The sequence below is a fragment of the Pseudomonas donghuensis genome (assembly GCF_000259195.1).
Lineage (GTDB): Bacteria > Pseudomonadota > Gammaproteobacteria > Pseudomonadales > Pseudomonadaceae > Aquipseudomonas > Aquipseudomonas donghuensis.
Genome location: NZ_JH650767.1, coordinates 1 through 15469 on the forward strand (window position 1 = coordinate 1; position 15469 = coordinate 15469).

Below are 15469 nucleotides of genomic sequence, written 5' to 3' on the forward strand. Positions count from 1 at the left end.
CCACAGTGGGAGCGGGCTTGCCCCGCGATAAGGACTGAGCAGTTTCAGTTCAGCGCATCAAGCAACGCCTGGTTCTGCTCCGGCGTACCGATGGTGATGCGCAGGAACTGGGCAATCCGCGCCTGCTTGAAGTGCCGCACGATCACCCCTTGCTCGCGCAGGCGGGCCGCAAGCTCGGCGGCGTCCTGCTGCGGGTGACGGGCAAAGATGAAGTTGGCCGCCGACGGCAGGACTTCAAAACCACGGGCGCTCAATTCCTTGACCAGCGACTCGCGGCTGTCGATCACTTTGCGGCAGGTTTCGTCGAAGTACGCGCGGTCGGCGAACGCCGCCGCCGCACCGACGATCGCCATGCGATCGAGCGGGTAGGAGTTGAAACTGTTCTTGATTCGCTCCAGGGCCTCGATCAGGTCCGGGTGGCCCACCGCCAGACCGACCCGCAGACCTGCCAGCGAGCGCGACTTGGACAGGGTCTGGGTGACCAGCAGGTTGTCGTAGCGATCCACCAGGCTGATGGCGGTCTGGCCGCCAAAGTCGATGTAGGCTTCATCGACCACCACCACCGAATCCGGGTTGGCCTTGAGCAGTTGCTCGATGGCCTCCAGGGCCAGCAGGCAACCGGTCGGTGCGTTGGGGTTGGGGAAGATGATCCCGCCATTGGCCTTGCGGTAATCGTCGACACGGATCTGGAACTGCTCATCCAGCGCCACCGCCTCGAACGGGATGCCGTACAGGCCGCAGTAGACCGGGTAGAAGCTGTAGCTGATGTCTGGGAACAACAGCGGCGCATCGTGCTGGAACAGGCCATGGAAGATGTGCGCCAGCACTTCGTCCGAACCGTTGCCGAGAAATACCTGGTTGCCCTGCACGCCGTAGTATTCGGCCACCGCCTGCTTGAGCAGGTCGCTGTTAGGGTCCGGGTACAGGCGCAGGTTGTCGTTCAACTCGCCACGCATGGCTTCCAGCGCCTTGGGCGATGGGCCGTAGGGGTTTTCATTGGTGTTGAGCTTGACCAGCTTGGCCAGCTTTGGCTGCTCGCCCGGCACGTAAGGCACCAGGTCCTTGACGAAGGGGCTCCAGAATTTACTCATGTTCAGTTCCCCTTTTTGTTATCGGCAAGGATGCGGTATTCGGCGCTGCGGGCGTGGGCGGTCAGCGATTCGCCACGGGCCAGTACCGAGGCGGTGTGGCCCAGCTCGGAAGCGCCCTGCTCGGAGCAGAAGATGATCGACGAACGCTTCTGGAAGTCGTACACCCCCAGCGGCGACGAGAAGCGCGCAGTGCCGGAGGTTGGCAGTACGTGGTTGGGGCCTGCGCAGTAATCGCCCAGGGCTTCGCTGGTGTGGCGGCCCATGAAGATCGCACCGGCATGGCGAATCTGCGGCAGCCAGGCTTGCGGATCGGCCACCGACAACTCCAGGTGCTCCGGCGCAATACGGTTGGCAACGTCCATCGCCTGCTGCATGTCGCGCACCTGGATCAGCGCACCACGGCCGTTGATCGAGGTCTTGATGATCTCGGCGCGTTCCATGGTCGGCAGCAGCTTGTCGATGCTGGCGGCAACCTTGTCGAGGAACGCGGCGTCAGGGCTGACCAGAATCGCCTGGGCATCTTCGTCGTGCTCGGCCTGGGAGAACAGGTCCATGGCGATCCAGTCCGGGTCGGTCTGGCCGTCGCATACCACAAGAATCTCCGACGGGCCGGCGATCATGTCGATACCTACCTGACCGAACACATGACGCTTGGCGGTGGCCACGTAGATGTTGCCCGGGCCAACCACCTTGTCGACCTGTGGCACGCTTTCGGTGCCATAGGCCAGGGCGGCAACCGCCTGGGCGCCACCGATGGTGAAGACCCGGTCGACACCGGCGATGCAGGCGGCGGCCAGGACCAGCTCGTTGACCTCGCCACGCGGGGTCGGCACCACCATGACCACTTCACCGACACCGGCGACCTTGGCCGGAATCGCGTTCATCAGTACCGACGAGGGGTACGACGCCTTGCCGCCTGGCACATACAGGCCGGCGCGGTCCAGTGGCGTGACCTTCTGGCCGAGCACGGTGCCGTCGGCTTCGGTGTAGCTCCAGGAATCCTGCTTCTGCCGTTCGTGGTAGCTGCGCACCCGCTCTGCGGCTTTTTCCAGCGCTTCACGCTGGGCCGGGGTGATGCGGGTCAGGGCCAGCTCCAGGCGCTCGCGACCGAGGATCAGGTCGTTGATCGAAGTGGCTTGCACGCCATCGAAACGCTGGGTGAACTCCACCAGCGCCGCATCGCCGCGCTCGCGCACGGCCTTGATGATGTCGAGCACGCGCTGGTTGACCGCGTCGTCAGAGACACTTTCCCAGCTCAGCAGATGATCCAGATGTCGGGCGAAATCCGGGTCAGCGGCATTGAGTCGGGCGATTGCAGTGGACGTGGTCATAGCGAGGGCCTCAATAAATGGCGAATGCTCAGGCGCCCTAAGCTACCAGTCCATCCGCGCGGGCACCCGAGAAAATTGGCTATGACGCGGATAGACGGGCGCGACAGCGAAGGCCGCGCGCAGGAGGTAGAAAGTCTTAGCCGCGGTGTCGCGATTCGACCGCTTCGCGCAGGGTGTCGATCAGGCTCTGGATGCGGGCGTGCTGCATCTTCATCGAAGCCTTGTTGACCACCAGCCGGGAGCTGATGGTGGCAATCAGTTCCTGGGGTTCCAGGCCGTTGGCACGCAGGGTATTGCCGGTGTCGACGACGTCGATGATCTTGTCGGCCAGGCCGATCAGCGGCGCCAGCTCCATCGAGCCATACAGCTTGATGATATCGACCTGACGGCCTTGTTCTGCGTAGTAGCGCTTGGCAACGTTGACGAACTTGGTGGCGATGCGCAAACGGCCTTTAGGCTCGGCAGCGCCGATCTTGCCGGCGGTCATCAGCTTGCACTGGGCAATCTGCAGGTCCAGCGGCTCGTACAGGCCCTGGCCACCGTACTCCATCAGCACGTCCTTGCCGGCCACGCCCAGATCGGCGGCACCATGCTCGACATAGGTCGGCACGTCGGTGGCGCGCACGATCAGCAGACGAACGTCTTCCTGAGTCGTAGGAATGATCAGCTTGCGGCTCTTGTCCGGGTTCTCGGTCGGAACGATACCGGCTTCCGCCAGCAGCGGCAGGGTGTCGTCGAGAATCCGACCTTTGGATAGCGCGATGGTCAACATGGGAAACGTCGGTCCTTATGCGGCTACAGCCGGCCGGGCACTCAACAGGCCCGACCGCATTAATTCGGTGCAGCAATTGGCTGGCGCGTCCCTGCGCCATTCACAGACTAGCCCGGTACGCGACGGATCTTGGCGCCGAGCATCTGCAGCTTTTCCTCGATGCACTCGTAACCACGGTCGATGTGGTAGATGCGGTCGATCAGCGTATCACCTTCGGCAACCAGCGCCGACAGCACCAGGCTGGCCGAAGCCCGCAGGTCGGTGGCCATTACTGGAGCGCCTTTGAGGGTCTTGGTCCCGGTCACGATGGCAGTGTTGCCTTCGACCTGGATCAGGGCGCCCATGCGGTGCATTTCGTAGACGTGCATGAAGCGGTTTTCGAAGATCGTCTCGATCACCGCGCCGGTGCCTTCGGCAATGGCGTTGAGGGAGATGAACTGCGCCTGCATGTCGGTCGGGAACGCTGGGTACGGAGCGGTACGCAGGTTGACGGCTTTGGGCCGCTTGCCGTGCATGTCCAGCTCGATCCAGTCTTCACCGGTGGTGACTTCGGCACCAGCTTCCTTGAGTTTTTCAAGGACGGCTTCGAGGATGGTCGGATCGGTGTCCTTGACCTTGACGCGGCCGCCAGTAACGGCAGCAGCCACCAGGTAGGTACCGGTTTCGATACGGTCAGGCATGACGCGGTAGGTCGCCGAACCCAGACGCTCGACGCCGTCGATGGTGATGGTGTCGGTACCGGCGCCCTGAACCTTGGCGCCCATGGCGTTGAGGAAGTTGGCGAGGTCGACCACTTCCGGCTCGCGCGCGGCGTTTTGCAGCACGCTGCGGCCTTTGGCCAGGGCTGCGGCCATCATGATGTTCTCGGTACCGGTCACGCTGACGGTATCAAAGAAGAAGTGCGCGCCACGCAGGCCGCCTTCAGGGGCCTTGGCCTTGATGTAGCCGCCTTCGACCTCGATCTTCGCGCCCATGGCTTCCAGGCCACGGATGTGCAGGTCGACCGGACGCGAACCAATGGCGCAACCGCCAGGCAGGGCCACTTCGGCCTCGCCGAAACGGGCGACCATCGGGCCCAGCACCAGGATCGAGGCGCGCATGGTTTTCACCAGCTCGTACGGCGCGACCAGGGTCTTGATGGTGCGTGGGTCGATTTCGACCGAGAGCTTCTCGTCGATCACCGGCTCAATGCCCATGCGGCCGAACAGCTCGATCATCGTGGTGATGTCGTGCAGGTGTGGCAGGTTGCCCACGGTGACCGGGCCATCGCAGAGCAAGGTCGCCGCCAGAATCGGCAGGGCAGCGTTCTTTGCCCCGGAAATGCGGATTTCGCCATCGAGGCGAACGCCGCCAGTAATAATCAGTTTGTCCATTAGAGTCTCGCCGCCAAGTTGGCTCAGGTGCGCTCAGCCCAGGCTGCGCTGCTGAAAAATTTCATGGTTACCGCATGGATGCTGCCATCGGTGATCCACGGGTTAAGGTGAGCATAGATCTGCTGCTGACGCTTGACCGGGCTCAGGGCCGCCAATTCATCGCTGATCACGTTCAACTGGAAGTTGCAGCCTTCGCCTTCAACTTCGACCCGGGTTCCCGGCAACTTTTCTTCAAGGAAGTTCTTAACTTCTACGGCCTGCATGCTCAACCTCAATCGGCGCCCTGTGCGCGCGGGTCGGCCATCATACAAAAAAGCCCCTCGCCTGCGAACCCCGTAATCGGAGACTCTGACAGAGGGGCCAGTCGCTGGCTGGCGGTCATTGACCGGCCAGCACCTCATCGAGGTCATAAACTTCGGCGATTTCACGCATGTCCTGGGGCATGGAGCGGACCTGCACGGCCTTGCCCGCCGCCTTGCCATCGCGCATGAACGCCAGCAGCAGGGACAGGCCGACGCTGCTGGATTTCTCGACCTTCGAGCAATCCAGCACCAAAGCCTGGGCCTTGCACGCCGCGATCAGGGCCTTGCCTTCCTTGCGCAAGGCAGGCCCGCTGCGGTAATCCAGGACCCCGGCCAGGTTCAATACACCCGGCTCGCTCATGGTCACGGCGTTGTCGGTCATTGCGCTTGCTTCTCGGCCGCTTGCTCGGTGGACTCCTTGGCCTTGGCCACTTCGCCGGCCCAGCCGTCGATGGTCTTGTCCAGGTTGTTGCCGTTGCGCTGCATGGCGTCGGCGAACTGGTCACGGAACAGCTTGCCGATGTTGATGCCGTTGACGATGACGTTACGCACTTTCCACTCGCCATTGAGCTTGGTCAGGGTGTACTGCACCGGGTAAACGGCACCGTTGTTGCCCTTGACCGTCATGTCGACGCTGGCGCGCTCATCACCGTCCTGCTTGGCATTGCCGACAGTGATGCCCTGGTTGTTGTATTCGAGCAGGGCGTTGCCGTAGAACTGCATCAGGCTGCGCTTGAAGTTCTCCTGGAAGCGCTGCATCTGCGCCGGGCTGGCCTGGCGCGAATACTTGACGGTCATGATGCTTTTCGAGATGCCGTCGGCATCGACGACCGGGCCCAGGTTGGCATTGAGCGCATCGTAGAACGCACTCGGGTTGGCCTTGTACTGTTCTTTGTTGGTCTTGAGGTCAGACAACAACTGGCTGGTGGTCTTCTCGATCACCTCTTTGGGGGACTGAGCAGCCGCGCCGGCCATCAGTGGCAGCGCTGCCAGCAACACCAGCAAGCTGCGTCGCAGGATAGAAATCATGGAAACTCCTTATTTAGCTTCTTTGCCAACGGTATTGAGCAGGAACTTGCCAATCAGATCTTCCAGTACCAGCGCCGACTGGGTGTCGTGAATGGTTGCACCATCCTTGAGCACCGCATCTTCTCCGCCCACGCTGATACCGATGTACTTCTCGCCGAGCAGCCCTGCGGTGAGGATAGATGCAGTGGAGTCGACCGGCAGATTGTCTACCCGTTTTTCCAGCTGCAGCGTCACCCGACCGGTAAAGGTGTCACGATCCAGATCGATGGCGGTGACCTTGCCGATGGTCACACCGGCCATGGTCACTTTAGCTCTGACAGTCAAACCGGCGATATTGTCGAAATTGGCATAAAGTTTATAGGTATCGCTGCTCGGGCTCGCCGACAGGCCGCTGACACGCAGGGCCAGCAGGATCAGCGCCAGGATCCCGGCCAGAAGAAACAGGCCGACACCGATTTCCAGGGTGCGGTTTTGCATCAGAAATCTCCAAACATCAAGGCGGTCAGAATAAAGTCCAGACCCAGGACTGCCAATGAGGCATAGACCACGGTCTTGGTAGTGGCACGACTGATCCCCTCTGAAGTGGGCTCGCAGTCATAGCCCTGGAATACGGCAATCCAGGTCACGACGAAGGCAAAAACCAGGCTCTTGATCACCCCGTTGAGCACATCGTCGGTAAAGGAAACACTGTTCTGCATGTTGGCCCAGAACGAGCCTTCATAGACGCCCAGCCAGTCCACGGCAACCCAGGAGCCACCCCAGATGCCGACCACGCTGAAGATCAGCGCCAGCAACGGCAGGGAGATGAAACCGGCCCACAACCGTGGGGCAACGATGTACTTGAGCGGGTCGACACCGATCATTTCCAGGCTGGACAACTGCTCGGTGGACTTCATGTTGCCGATCTCGGCGGTCAGCGCCGAGCCTGCACGGCCGGCAAACAGCAAGGCGGTAACCACCGGCCCGAGTTCACGCAGCAAGGTCAGGGCAACCATCTGCCCCACCGCCTGTTCCGAGCCGTACTTGGTCAGGATGCTGAACCCCTGCAGGGCCAGCACCATGCCGATGAACACCCCGGAAACGACAATGATCGCCAGCGACAGCACGCCAACCGAATACAGCTGCCGGACCAGCAGCTGGAAGCCGCCGCCGGTGCCGCTGCGCCCTACCAGCGAATGCAGCAGGAACAAAAAGGAGCGGCCGAGTACGGCCAGCACGTCGATGGCCGAACGGCCAAAACGACGAATACGTTCGAGCATGGATTTTTTGCGCATCAACGCTTCCCCAGAAGATCGGCGCGGTAATCCGGCGCAGGAAAGTGAAAGGGCACCGGACCATCCGGATCGCCTTTCATGAATTGACGAATGCGCGGGTTATCGGAGCCCATCAGTTCCTCTGGCGTGCCCTGCCCCAGGACCTGACCATCACCCACCACGTAGATGTAGTCGGCAATGCTGGCGGTTTCGGCCAGATCATGGGAAACCACGATACTGGTGATGCCCAGGGCGTCGTTGAGCAGGCGGATCAGCCGTACCAGCACCCCCATGGCAATCGGATCCTGGCCGACGAACGGCTCGTCGTACATGAGGATCTGCGGGTCCAGAGCGATGGCCCTGGCCAGGGCGACGCGACGCTTCATGCCACCGGACAACTCGTCGGGCATCAGCTCGATGGCGCCGCGCAGGCCAACGGCCTGGAGCTTCATCAGGACGATGTCGCGAATCATCTCGTCGGACAGCTGGGTATGTACCCGCAGCGGGAAGGCGACGTTCTCGAACACATCGAGATCGGTGAACAGCGCGCCGCTCTGGAACAGCACGCCCATTTGCTTGCGGGCATCGAACAGGTCACTGCGCGACAGGGTCGGCAGATTCTGCCCTGCCACCCAGACTTCGCCGCTGGCCGGACGCAACTGTGCGCCCATCAGCCTCAGCAGCGTGGTCTTGCCGCACCCGGAAGGCCCCATGATACCGGTAACCTTGCCGCGCGGAATGCGTATGTCGACATTATTGAAGATGCTGCGCGAACCGCGCTTGAAGGTTACGCCCTTCAATTCGACCGCGTAGGCGTTATCAACGCTCATCTAGACTCCTTGCGATGCAGCCTTCTCACTCAGACGCGCGCCCCCTTCGTGGAGGCACGCCCGCACCGAGCGGGCCGAACAGCAGCGAACTATAGCACCGCTGATAGGGCCGCCCCAAGGCCGCCACGGTGCTTGTTCAGGTATGGTTAAGCTAAGTGGACGACTGTATGACAATCACAAGGTGAGGCTTTTGCCCTTTACCGCTATAATCGCCGCCTTTTCATCAGGCAATCCGATTTTCGACATGAGCCAATCCAGCGACCTGATCCAATCCGCGCAGCGCACCATCCGTTTCGAACTCGAGGCGGTTGAGGGCCTGCTGGCCCACATCGACGCCGATTTCGTCAAGGCATGCGAGCTGATCCTGGCCAGCAAAGGCCGGGTAGTGGTGGTCGGCATGGGCAAGTCGGGGCACATCGGCAACAAGATCGCCGCCACCCTGGCCAGCACCGGTACGCCGGCGTTTTTCGTCCACCCGGCCGAAGCCAGCCATGGCGACATGGGCATGATTACCCGTGATGACGTGATCCTGGCCCTGTCCAACTCGGGCTCGACGGCCGAGATCGTCACCCTGTTGCCGCTGATCAAGCGCCTGGGCATCCAGTTGATCAGCCTCACCGGCAACCCCGACTCGCCGCTGGCCAAGGCCGCCGAAGTCAACCTCGACGCCCGCGTCGCCCAGGAAGCCTGCCCGCTCAACCTGGCACCGACCTCCTCGACCACCGCAGCACTGGTACTGGGCGATGCCCTGGCCATCGCGCTGCTCGAGGCCCGCGGCTTTACCGCTGAAGACTTCGCGTTCTCGCACCCTGGCGGCGCCCTCGGCCGACGCCTGCTGCTCAAAGTCGAGAACGTCATGCACGCTGGCGACGAGTTGCCGCAGGTTCAGCGCGGTACCCTGCTCAAGGACGCGCTCCTCGAAATGTCTCGCAAAGGTTTGGGCATGACCGTGGTACTCGAAGCCGACGGACGGCTGGCCGGGATCTTCACCGACGGCGATCTGCGCCGTAGCCTCGATCGCAACATCGATGTGCACAAGACCCTCATCGAGGAAGTCATGACTGCCCACGGCAAGACCGCCCGCGCCGAGATGCTCGCCGCCGAGGCCCTGAAGATCATGGAAGACCACAAGATCAGCGCCCTGGTGGTGATCGACAAGGACGAGCGCCCGGTTGGCGCCCTGAACATGCACGACCTGTTGCGTGCGGGAGTGATGTAAATGACCCAGGACCTGCTCCAGCGCGGCAAAGCCATCAAACTGGCAGTTTTCGACGTAGACGGCGTACTCACCGATGGGCGCCTGTACTTTCTCGAAGACGGCAGCGAATTCAAGACCTTCAACACCCTCGACGGCCAGGGCATCAAGATGCTCATGAACTCGGGCGTGACCACCGCCATCATCAGCGGGCGCAAGACCCCGGTGGTCGAGCGCCGGGCAAAGAACCTCGGCATTCCTCACCTGTACCAGGGCCGCGAAGATAAATTGGTGGTATTGGACGAGCTTCTTGGCCAGCTCAACCTAAGCTATGAACAGGTTGCCTATCTGGGCGACGACCTGCCTGACCTGCCCGTGATCCGACGGGTCGGGCTGGGCATGGCGGTGGCCAACGCCGCCGCCTTCGTTCGCGAGCACGCTCATGGGGTGACCCTGGCGCGCGGCGGCGAAGGTGCCGCTCGCGAGTTCTGCGAACTGATCCTGCAAGCCCAGGGCAATCTTGAAGCGGCCAACAGCCATTACCTGTAGAGCGACACATGTTCAGTAAGAAAATCCGCAATATTGCGCTGTTCAGTGTGATTGCCGCCTTGCTGGTGGCGATCGGCTACTGGAACATCAGCCCTGAGAGCTTCCTCGACAACAAGCCTGTTGTCGGGCCCGACCAGAGCGCCATTGACTATTACGCCGTGAACGCCCGCAGCGTGCAGTTCCTGCCCGACGGCAAGATGCAGTACGAGATGACTGCCGACAAGGTCGAGCACCTCAAGGCCAGCGAAGTGACCTTGCTGACCACGCCGGACCTGCAGATGTACCGTGGCACCACTTACCCGTGGCACGTGCAAAGCGAGCGCGGCGAGGTCAACCCCGATGGCAGCGAAGTCGAACTGATCGACTCGGTACGGGTTGCCCGCACCGATGAAAAAAACCGCACCATGATCATTACCACCAGCCGCATGACGGTATTCCCGCAGAAGCAATATGCGCAAACCGAGCAAGCCGTTAGAATCGACGGCGCCGGTGGCGTAACTACGGGCAATGGAATGAAAGCGTATTTGAAAGACGGCAGGATGGACCTGCTGTCCAACGTAAGAGGACAGTATGAGGCTCGTTAAAACCCTCCCCTTTTTGCTCAGCCTGAGCGCAGCACTGGGAAGCGCGAGCGCCTGGGCCCTGCCGACCGACCGTGACCAGCCGATCCGTATCCAGGCTGACCATGCTCAACTGGATGACAAACAAGGCGTCGCCACCTACACCGGTGACGTGATCATCACCCAGGGCTCGATGATGATCAAAGGCAACACCGTGACCATCACCCGCACTGCCGGTGGCGACATCGACGTGGTGACCTCGGTGGGCAACCTGGCCTACTTCGAACAGCAGCAGAGCGCGGCCAAGCCAGACAAGATGCAAGGCTATGGCAAGACCATCCAGTACAATGCGCCGCAAAACCGCATCGTCCTGATCGACCGCGCCAAAGTGATCAACGAAGGCAACACCACCGAAGGCGAGAAGATCGTCTACGACACGGTGAAACAGATCGCTACCGCCGGTCGCGGTGGCAAAGTCACCGAGTCGCGCCCACGCATCGACATGGTGATCCAGCCGAAGAAGAAGGCCGAGTAAATGGCAACCCTCAAAGCCCAGCACCTGGCCAAGAGCTACAAGAGCCGGCAAGTGGTCCGCGACGTCAGCCTGTCGATCGACAGCGGCCAGATCGTCGGCCTGCTCGGCCCCAACGGCGCCGGCAAGACCACCTGTTTCTACATGATCGTCGGCCTGGTCCAGGCCGATCAGGGCCGCGTCCTGATCGACGACCACGATGTCAGCCATCAGCCCATGCACGGCCGCGCGCGCGCCGGTATCGGCTACCTGCCGCAGGAAGCCTCGATCTTTCGCAAGCTGTCGGTGGCCGACAACATCATGGCCATCCTTGAAACCCGCAAGGACCTCGACCGCGATGGCCGGCGCAAGGAACTGGAAAGCCTGCTGCAGGAATTCCACATCAGCCACATCCGCGACAACCTCGGCATGAGCCTCTCCGGTGGCGAGCGTCGCCGCGTCGAGATCGCCCGCGCCCTGGCCACTGCGCCGAAGTTCATTTTGCTCGACGAACCCTTTGCCGGTGTCGACCCGATCTCGGTCGGCGACATCAAGCAGATCATCCACCACCTGAAGGCCAAGGGCATTGGCGTTCTGATCACCGACCACAACGTCCGTGAAACCCTGGATATCTGTGAAACCGCTTACATCGTCAACGATGGCCAACTGATCGCCGAAGGCGATGCAGAGACCATCCTGGCCAACGATCTGGTCAAAGAGGTTTACCTCGGCCATGAGTTCCGCCTGTAGGCTCAAGGTGTAAGGCGCTGCCAGAGCGCTCTCGATCAAGCCAGTTCATGGCTTAATTGTTACGGCGCTCTAGGCAAACGCTGCAATTTCAGGCATATAATTTGCTTAAAGTTGGCGCTTCGGTGCCCTTGTAGTGGATGGCGCATGTGCGCCGGCAAATAAGGTGTTAAGCCCCTGCCATGAAACCATCGCTCGTCCTAAGAATGGGCCAGCAACTGACGATGACCCCGCAGTTGCAACAGGCCATACGTCTGCTCCAGCTTTCTACCCTGGACCTCCAGCAGGAAATCCAGGAAGCGCTGGAATCAAACCCGATGCTCGAACGCCAGGAAGACGGCGACGACTTCGACAACAGCGACCCGATGGCCGACAACGCCGAGAGCAAACCCGTCGCCGAAGTTCAGGAAACCAGCTTCCAGGAGACCGCCCCGACGGTGGACAACCTCGAAGAAGGCGAATGGAACGAGCGCATCCCCAACGAGCTACCGGTCGATACCGCCTGGGAAGACATCTACCAGACCAGCGCCAGCAGCCTGCCCAGCAACGACGATGACGAGTGGGACTTCACCACCCGCACCTCCGCTGGCGAAAGCCTGCAGAGCCACCTGCTCTGGCAGCTCAACCTGGCACCGATGTCCGACACCGACCGGCTGATCGCCGTGACCCTGATCGACTGCATCAACAACCAGGGCTACCTCGACGAAACCCTGGAAGAAATCTGCGACTCCTTCGACCCCGAGCTCGACATCGAGCTGGATGAAGTCGAAGCCGTGCTGCACCGTATTCAACAGTTCGAACCGGCCGGCATCGGCGCGCGCAACCTCAGCGAGTGCCTGTTGCTGCAATTGCGCCAACTGCCGCCAGGCACCCCGTGGATGGCCGAGGCCCAGCGCCTGGTCAGCGACTACATCGACCTGCTCGGTGGCCGCGACTACAGCCAGCTGATGCGCCGCATGAAGCTCAAGGAAGATGAACTGCGCCAGGTCATCGAACTGGTGCAGAGCCTCAACCCGCGCCCAGGTTCGCAGATCGAGTCCAGCGAAGCCGAATACGTGGTGCCGGACGTGATCGTGCGCAAGGACAACGAGCGCTGGCTGGTCGAGCTCAACCAGGAAGCGGTACCGCGCCTGCGGGTCAACCCGCAGTACGCCGGCTTCGTTCGCCGCGCCGACACCAGCGCCGACAACACCTTCATGCGCAACCAGTTGCAAGAGGCGCGCTGGTTCATCAAGAGCCTGCAAAGCCGTAACGAGACCCTGATGAAGGTCGCCACCCAGATCGTCGAGCACCAGCGTGGCTTCCTCGATCACGGCGATGAGGCGATGAAGCCGCTGGTGCTGCACGATATCGCTGAAGCGGTGGGCATGCACGAATCGACCATTTCCCGGGTCACCACGCAAAAATACATGCACACCCCTCGCGGTATTTACGAGCTGAAGTACTTTTTCTCTAGCCACGTCAGCACCTCCGAAGGCGGCGAGTGCTCGTCCACGGCGATCCGCGCGATCATCAAAAAACTGGTTGCAGCGGAAAATCAGAAAAAGCCATTGAGTGACAGCAAGATCGCTGGTTTACTGGAGGCACAAGGCATCCAGGTAGCACGTCGCACCGTCGCCAAGTACCGCGAGTCCCTCGGCATTGCACCGTCGAGCGAGCGCAAGCGATTGATGTAACGGCTCCTGAGGTGTGCCACCGCAGTTCAGTGGCAGGCGCAACACCTGCCTCTTATGCACCGGCAACAAAGGAGAAGCTGTATGCAAGTCAATATCAGTGGACAGCATGTAGAAGTTACTCAGCCCCTGCGTGAGTACGTCGAGCAGAAGTTGAAACGGCTGGAGGGGCATTTCGACAAGATTACCAATGTGACGGTAATCATGAAGGTCGAGAAGTTGCAGCAGAAGATTGAAGCAACGCTGTTCATTCCCGGCGGCGAAGTGGTTGCAAATGCCGAACACCAAGACATGTATGCAGCGATCGATGCCTTGACTGACAAGCTCGACCGCCAACTGAAAAAACACAAGGAAAAACAGCAAAGCCTGCTGCAAGGTGCAGCGGCCCGCTGATCCCCCTCATCCATGATCCGACTTGAAACCATCCTGACCCCCGGCCGTTCCCTTGTGAACGTGCCGGGCGGCAGTAAAAAGCGTGCGCTCGAACAGATCGCCAATCTGATCGGCAAACAAGTGCCCGAGCTGGACACCCAGGACGTGTACGAAGCCCTGATCGCCCGGGAAAAACTGGGCTCTACCGGCTTCGGCAACGGCATTGCCATTCCGCATTGCCGCCTCAAGGGCTGCGAATCGCCGGTCAGCGCACTGTTGCACCTTGACGCCCCTATCGATTTCGACGCCATCGATGGCGCCCCGGTCGACCTGCTGTTCGTACTGCTGGTCCCGGAAGCGGCTACCGATGCGCACCTGGAGCTGCTGCGCCAGATCGCCAGCATGCTCGATAGCAAGGACGTACGCGACAAACTGCGTGCGGCCACCAGTAACGAATCCTTGTACCAGGTCGTACTGGACGTACAGAACGGGCACTGAACATGCGCTTGATCATCGTTAGCGGCCGGTCCGGCTCCGGCAAGAGCACCGCCCTCGATGTACTTGAGGACAACGGTTACTACTGCATCGACAACCTGCCGGCGGGCTTGCTGCCGCAGCTGGCCGAAAACGCCCTGATCAATACCGAACTGATGCAGCCCAAGGTGGCGGTGTCGATCGACGCGCGCAACCTGCCAAGCCACCTCACGCGCTTCCCCGAACTGCTTGAGGAAGCCCGTAGCCGGCACATCCAGTGCGATGTCCTGTACCTGGACGCCGACGAAGAAACCCTGCTCAAGCGTTTCTCGGAAACCCGTCGCCGCCACCCGCTGACCAATGCCGAACGCTCGTTGGCCGAAGCCATCAAGGTCGAGAGCGATTTGCTCGGGCCGATCGCCGACCTCGCTGACTTGAAGATCGACACCACCAACCTGAACCTCTATCAGTTGCGTGATTCGATCAAGTTGCGCCTGCTGAACCAGCCGGAGCCAGGCACGGCCTTCCTGGTCGAGTCCTTCGGCTTCAAGCGCGGCATGCCGGTAGACGCCGACCTGGTGTTCGATGTGCGCTGCCTGCCCAACCCTTACTGGAAGCCGGAACTTCGCGACCATTCAGGGCTGGAGCAACCGGTGATCGACTACCTGGCAGCACAGCCGGATGTCGAGGACATGTTCCAGGACATCTCCAGCTACCTGCTCAAATGGTTGCCACGCTTTGCCGCCAGCAACCGCGCCTATGTCACCATTGCCATCGGCTGCACCGGCGGTCACCACCGCTCGGTGTACCTGACCGAGCGACTGGGACAGCTGCTGCAACAATCGTTGAAGAACGTCCAGGTTCGCCACCGCGACCTCTAGCCCACAGGATCCCCGCCTCGATGCCCGCTCGTGAAATCACCATCATCAACAAGCTGGGGCTGCACGCCCGGGCGGCGGCGAAATTCGTAGGTGTAGCCGGACGCTTTCCCTGCCAGGTCCGAGTGGGCCGTACACCCCAGAGCCTGGTCGACGGCAAGAGCATCATGGCCGTGATGATGCTCGCAGCTGGCAAGGGCACTCAGGTGCACCTGCACACCGAAGGCGAAGAAGACGACGCAGCACTGGCTGCACTGGTCGAGCTGATCAACAACTACTTCGACGAGGGCGAGTAACCCGCCCCCGTTTTCTCAAGACAGCGCCGTGTCCATCACCATCATCAGGCAGAAGCCGATGCACAGGCCAAGACTGGCCAGCCGGTGATGGCCATTGCTGCGCGATTCCGGAATGATTTCCTGGGTCACCACCAGCAACATCGCACCTGCCGCGCAGGCCAGCCCCAATGGCAGCAACAACTCCGCCACGCTAACCAGCCAGGCGCACACCACCGCCGCCAGCGGCTCGACCA

The 15469-nt window shown here is 61.3% G+C and carries 21 protein-coding genes; 10 read left to right on the plus strand and 11 right to left on the minus strand.

Going from position 1 to position 15469, the window contains the following annotated elements; translation table 11 throughout:
• Positions 1–44 precede the first annotated feature (44 nt).
• The 10 genes from hisC to UW3_RS0115280 form a co-directional block, all read right to left on the minus strand.
• The gene (gene hisC, locus UW3_RS0115235; protein ID WP_010223369.1) at positions 45–1091 is read right to left on the minus strand and encodes a histidinol-phosphate transaminase; all 1047 of its coding nucleotides are present in this window, start codon (positions 1089–1091) and stop codon (positions 45–47) included.
• A gap of 2 nt (positions 1092–1093) precedes the next feature.
• On the minus strand, positions 1094–2422 hold the full coding sequence (hisD, locus tag UW3_RS0115240; RefSeq protein ID WP_010223370.1) for a histidinol dehydrogenase: 1329 nt from the start codon (positions 2420–2422) through the stop codon (positions 1094–1096).
• Positions 2423–2558: 136 nt separating this feature from the next.
• Positions 2559–3194, minus strand: coding sequence for an ATP phosphoribosyltransferase (hisG, locus tag UW3_RS0115245; RefSeq protein ID WP_010223371.1), 636 nt, complete (start codon positions 3192–3194; stop codon positions 2559–2561).
• Positions 3195–3301: 107 nt separating this feature from the next.
• The gene (murA, locus tag UW3_RS0115250) at positions 3302–4567 is read right to left on the minus strand and encodes a UDP-N-acetylglucosamine 1-carboxyvinyltransferase (protein WP_010223372.1); all 1266 of its coding nucleotides are present in this window, start codon (positions 4565–4567) and stop codon (positions 3302–3304) included.
• Between the two features lie 23 nt (positions 4568–4590).
• Entirely contained in the window at positions 4591–4830 is a 240-nt protein-coding gene (locus UW3_RS0115255) for a BolA family protein (RefSeq protein WP_010223373.1), read from the minus strand.
• 115 nt (positions 4831–4945) lie between these two features.
• Positions 4946–5251, minus strand: coding sequence for an STAS domain-containing protein (locus tag UW3_RS0115260; protein ID WP_010223374.1), 306 nt, complete (start codon positions 5249–5251; stop codon positions 4946–4948).
• Entirely contained in the window at positions 5248–5898 is a 651-nt protein-coding gene (locus UW3_RS0115265) for an MlaC/ttg2D family ABC transporter substrate-binding protein (RefSeq protein WP_010223375.1), read from the minus strand. Before UW3_RS0115265 ends, UW3_RS0115260 begins: the two co-directional genes overlap by 4 nt.
• 9 nt (positions 5899–5907) lie before the next feature.
• Positions 5908–6375: an outer membrane lipid asymmetry maintenance protein MlaD gene (gene mlaD / locus UW3_RS0115270; protein ID WP_010223376.1), complete on the minus strand. Its 468-nt coding sequence runs from the start codon at positions 6373–6375 to the stop codon at positions 5908–5910.
• Positions 6375–7172, minus strand: coding sequence for a lipid asymmetry maintenance ABC transporter permease subunit MlaE (gene mlaE, locus UW3_RS0115275; protein ID WP_010223377.1), 798 nt, complete (start codon positions 7170–7172; stop codon positions 6375–6377). The genes mlaD and mlaE overlap by 1 nt, the downstream gene beginning before the upstream one ends.
• Complete coding sequence (locus tag UW3_RS0115280) at positions 7172–7981, minus strand: ATP-binding cassette domain-containing protein (protein WP_010223378.1); 810 nt, start codon at positions 7979–7981, stop codon at positions 7172–7174. Before UW3_RS0115280 ends, mlaE begins: the two co-directional genes overlap by 1 nt.
• Before the next feature lie 244 nt (positions 7982–8225).
• Between UW3_RS0115280 and UW3_RS0115285 the strand changes: the two genes are divergently transcribed.
• The 10 genes from UW3_RS0115285 to UW3_RS0115330 all read left to right on the plus strand — a co-directional run bounded on the left by UW3_RS0115285 (position 8226) and on the right by UW3_RS0115330 (position 15236).
• Positions 8226–9200, plus strand: a complete 975-nt coding sequence (locus UW3_RS0115285) for a KpsF/GutQ family sugar-phosphate isomerase (RefSeq protein WP_010223379.1) — start codon at positions 8226–8228, stop codon at positions 9198–9200.
• On the plus strand, positions 9201–9725 hold the full coding sequence (locus UW3_RS0115290; protein ID WP_010223380.1) for a KdsC family phosphatase: 525 nt from the start codon (positions 9201–9203) through the stop codon (positions 9723–9725). It begins immediately after the preceding gene.
• Positions 9726–9733: 8 nt separating this feature from the next.
• On the plus strand, positions 9734–10309 hold the full coding sequence (lptC, locus tag UW3_RS0115295) for an LPS export ABC transporter periplasmic protein LptC (RefSeq protein WP_010223381.1): 576 nt from the start codon (positions 9734–9736) through the stop codon (positions 10307–10309).
• Positions 10296–10820, plus strand: coding sequence for a lipopolysaccharide transport periplasmic protein LptA (gene lptA, locus UW3_RS0115300; protein WP_010223382.1), 525 nt, complete (start codon positions 10296–10298; stop codon positions 10818–10820). The genes lptC and lptA overlap by 14 nt, the downstream gene beginning before the upstream one ends.
• Complete coding sequence (gene lptB / locus UW3_RS0115305; protein ID WP_010223383.1) at positions 10821–11546, plus strand: LPS export ABC transporter ATP-binding protein; 726 nt, start codon at positions 10821–10823, stop codon at positions 11544–11546. It abuts the gene before it with no gap.
• A 179-nt stretch (positions 11547–11725) separates the two neighbouring features.
• A complete protein-coding gene (locus UW3_RS0115310; RefSeq protein WP_010223384.1) occupies positions 11726–13219 on the plus strand; it encodes an RNA polymerase factor sigma-54 in 1494 nt (497 codons plus the stop codon).
• An 81-nt stretch (positions 13220–13300) separates the two neighbouring features.
• Positions 13301–13609: a ribosome hibernation-promoting factor, HPF/YfiA family gene (gene hpf / locus UW3_RS0115315; protein ID WP_010223385.1), complete on the plus strand. Its 309-nt coding sequence runs from the start codon at positions 13301–13303 to the stop codon at positions 13607–13609.
• A gap of 12 nt (positions 13610–13621) precedes the next feature.
• A complete protein-coding gene (gene ptsN / locus UW3_RS0115320; protein ID WP_010223386.1) occupies positions 13622–14086 on the plus strand; it encodes a PTS IIA-like nitrogen regulatory protein PtsN in 465 nt (154 codons plus the stop codon).
• A gap of 2 nt (positions 14087–14088) precedes the next feature.
• Positions 14089–14943, plus strand: a complete 855-nt coding sequence (gene rapZ, locus UW3_RS0115325) for an RNase adapter RapZ (RefSeq protein ID WP_010223387.1) — start codon at positions 14089–14091, stop codon at positions 14941–14943.
• 20 nt (positions 14944–14963) lie between these two features.
• Entirely contained in the window at positions 14964–15236 is a 273-nt protein-coding gene (locus UW3_RS0115330) for an HPr family phosphocarrier protein (protein ID WP_010223388.1), read from the plus strand.
• 15 nt (positions 15237–15251) lie between these two features.
• Here UW3_RS0115330 and UW3_RS29630 read toward each other — a convergent pair.
• On the minus strand, positions 15252–15469 hold a 218-nt coding region (locus UW3_RS29630; RefSeq protein WP_010223389.1), incomplete at its 5' end, for a ZIP family metal transporter.

What these genes read in the sequence shown, in the direction of transcription:
- UW3_RS0115290 (WP_010223380.1), top strand. Translation starts at nt 9,201, where the DNA reads ATGACCCAGGACCTGCTCCAGCGCGGCAAAGCCATCAAACTGGCAGTT.
- rapZ (WP_010223387.1), top strand. Translation starts at nt 14,089, where the DNA reads ATGCGCTTGATCATCGTTAGCGGCCGGTCCGGCTCCGGCAAGAGCACC.
- UW3_RS0115265 (WP_010223375.1), bottom strand. Translation starts at nt 5,898, where the DNA reads ATGATTTCTATCCTGCGACGCAGCTTGCTGGTGTTGCTGGCAGCGCTG.
- mlaE (WP_010223377.1), bottom strand. Translation starts at nt 7,172, where the DNA reads ATGCGCAAAAAATCCATGCTCGAACGTATTCGTCGTTTTGGCCGTTCG.
- UW3_RS0115260 (WP_010223374.1), bottom strand. Translation starts at nt 5,251, where the DNA reads ATGACCGACAACGCCGTGACCATGAGCGAGCCGGGTGTATTGAACCTG.
- UW3_RS0115285 (WP_010223379.1), top strand. Translation starts at nt 8,226, where the DNA reads ATGAGCCAATCCAGCGACCTGATCCAATCCGCGCAGCGCACCATCCGT.
- ptsN (WP_010223386.1), top strand. Translation starts at nt 13,622, where the DNA reads ATGATCCGACTTGAAACCATCCTGACCCCCGGCCGTTCCCTTGTGAAC.
- lptA (WP_010223382.1), top strand. Translation starts at nt 10,296, where the DNA reads ATGAGGCTCGTTAAAACCCTCCCCTTTTTGCTCAGCCTGAGCGCAGCA.
- murA (WP_010223372.1), bottom strand. Translation starts at nt 4,567, where the DNA reads ATGGACAAACTGATTATTACTGGCGGCGTTCGCCTCGATGGCGAAATC.
- UW3_RS0115310 (WP_010223384.1), top strand. Translation starts at nt 11,726, where the DNA reads ATGAAACCATCGCTCGTCCTAAGAATGGGCCAGCAACTGACGATGACC.
- hisG (WP_010223371.1), bottom strand. Translation starts at nt 3,194, where the DNA reads ATGTTGACCATCGCGCTATCCAAAGGTCGGATTCTCGACGACACCCTG.
- UW3_RS0115280 (WP_010223378.1), bottom strand. Translation starts at nt 7,981, where the DNA reads ATGAGCGTTGATAACGCCTACGCGGTCGAATTGAAGGGCGTAACCTTC.
- hpf (WP_010223385.1), top strand. Translation starts at nt 13,301, where the DNA reads ATGCAAGTCAATATCAGTGGACAGCATGTAGAAGTTACTCAGCCCCTG.
- UW3_RS0115330 (WP_010223388.1), top strand. Translation starts at nt 14,964, where the DNA reads ATGCCCGCTCGTGAAATCACCATCATCAACAAGCTGGGGCTGCACGCC.
- hisD (WP_010223370.1), bottom strand. Translation starts at nt 2,422, where the DNA reads ATGACCACGTCCACTGCAATCGCCCGACTCAATGCCGCTGACCCGGAT.
- hisC (WP_010223369.1), bottom strand. Translation starts at nt 1,091, where the DNA reads ATGAGTAAATTCTGGAGCCCCTTCGTCAAGGACCTGGTGCCTTACGTG.
- lptC (WP_010223381.1), top strand. Translation starts at nt 9,734, where the DNA reads ATGTTCAGTAAGAAAATCCGCAATATTGCGCTGTTCAGTGTGATTGCC.
- UW3_RS0115255 (WP_010223373.1), bottom strand. Translation starts at nt 4,830, where the DNA reads ATGCAGGCCGTAGAAGTTAAGAACTTCCTTGAAGAAAAGTTGCCGGGA.
- lptB (WP_010223383.1), top strand. Translation starts at nt 10,821, where the DNA reads ATGGCAACCCTCAAAGCCCAGCACCTGGCCAAGAGCTACAAGAGCCGG.
- mlaD (WP_010223376.1), bottom strand. Translation starts at nt 6,375, where the DNA reads ATGCAAAACCGCACCCTGGAAATCGGTGTCGGCCTGTTTCTTCTGGCC.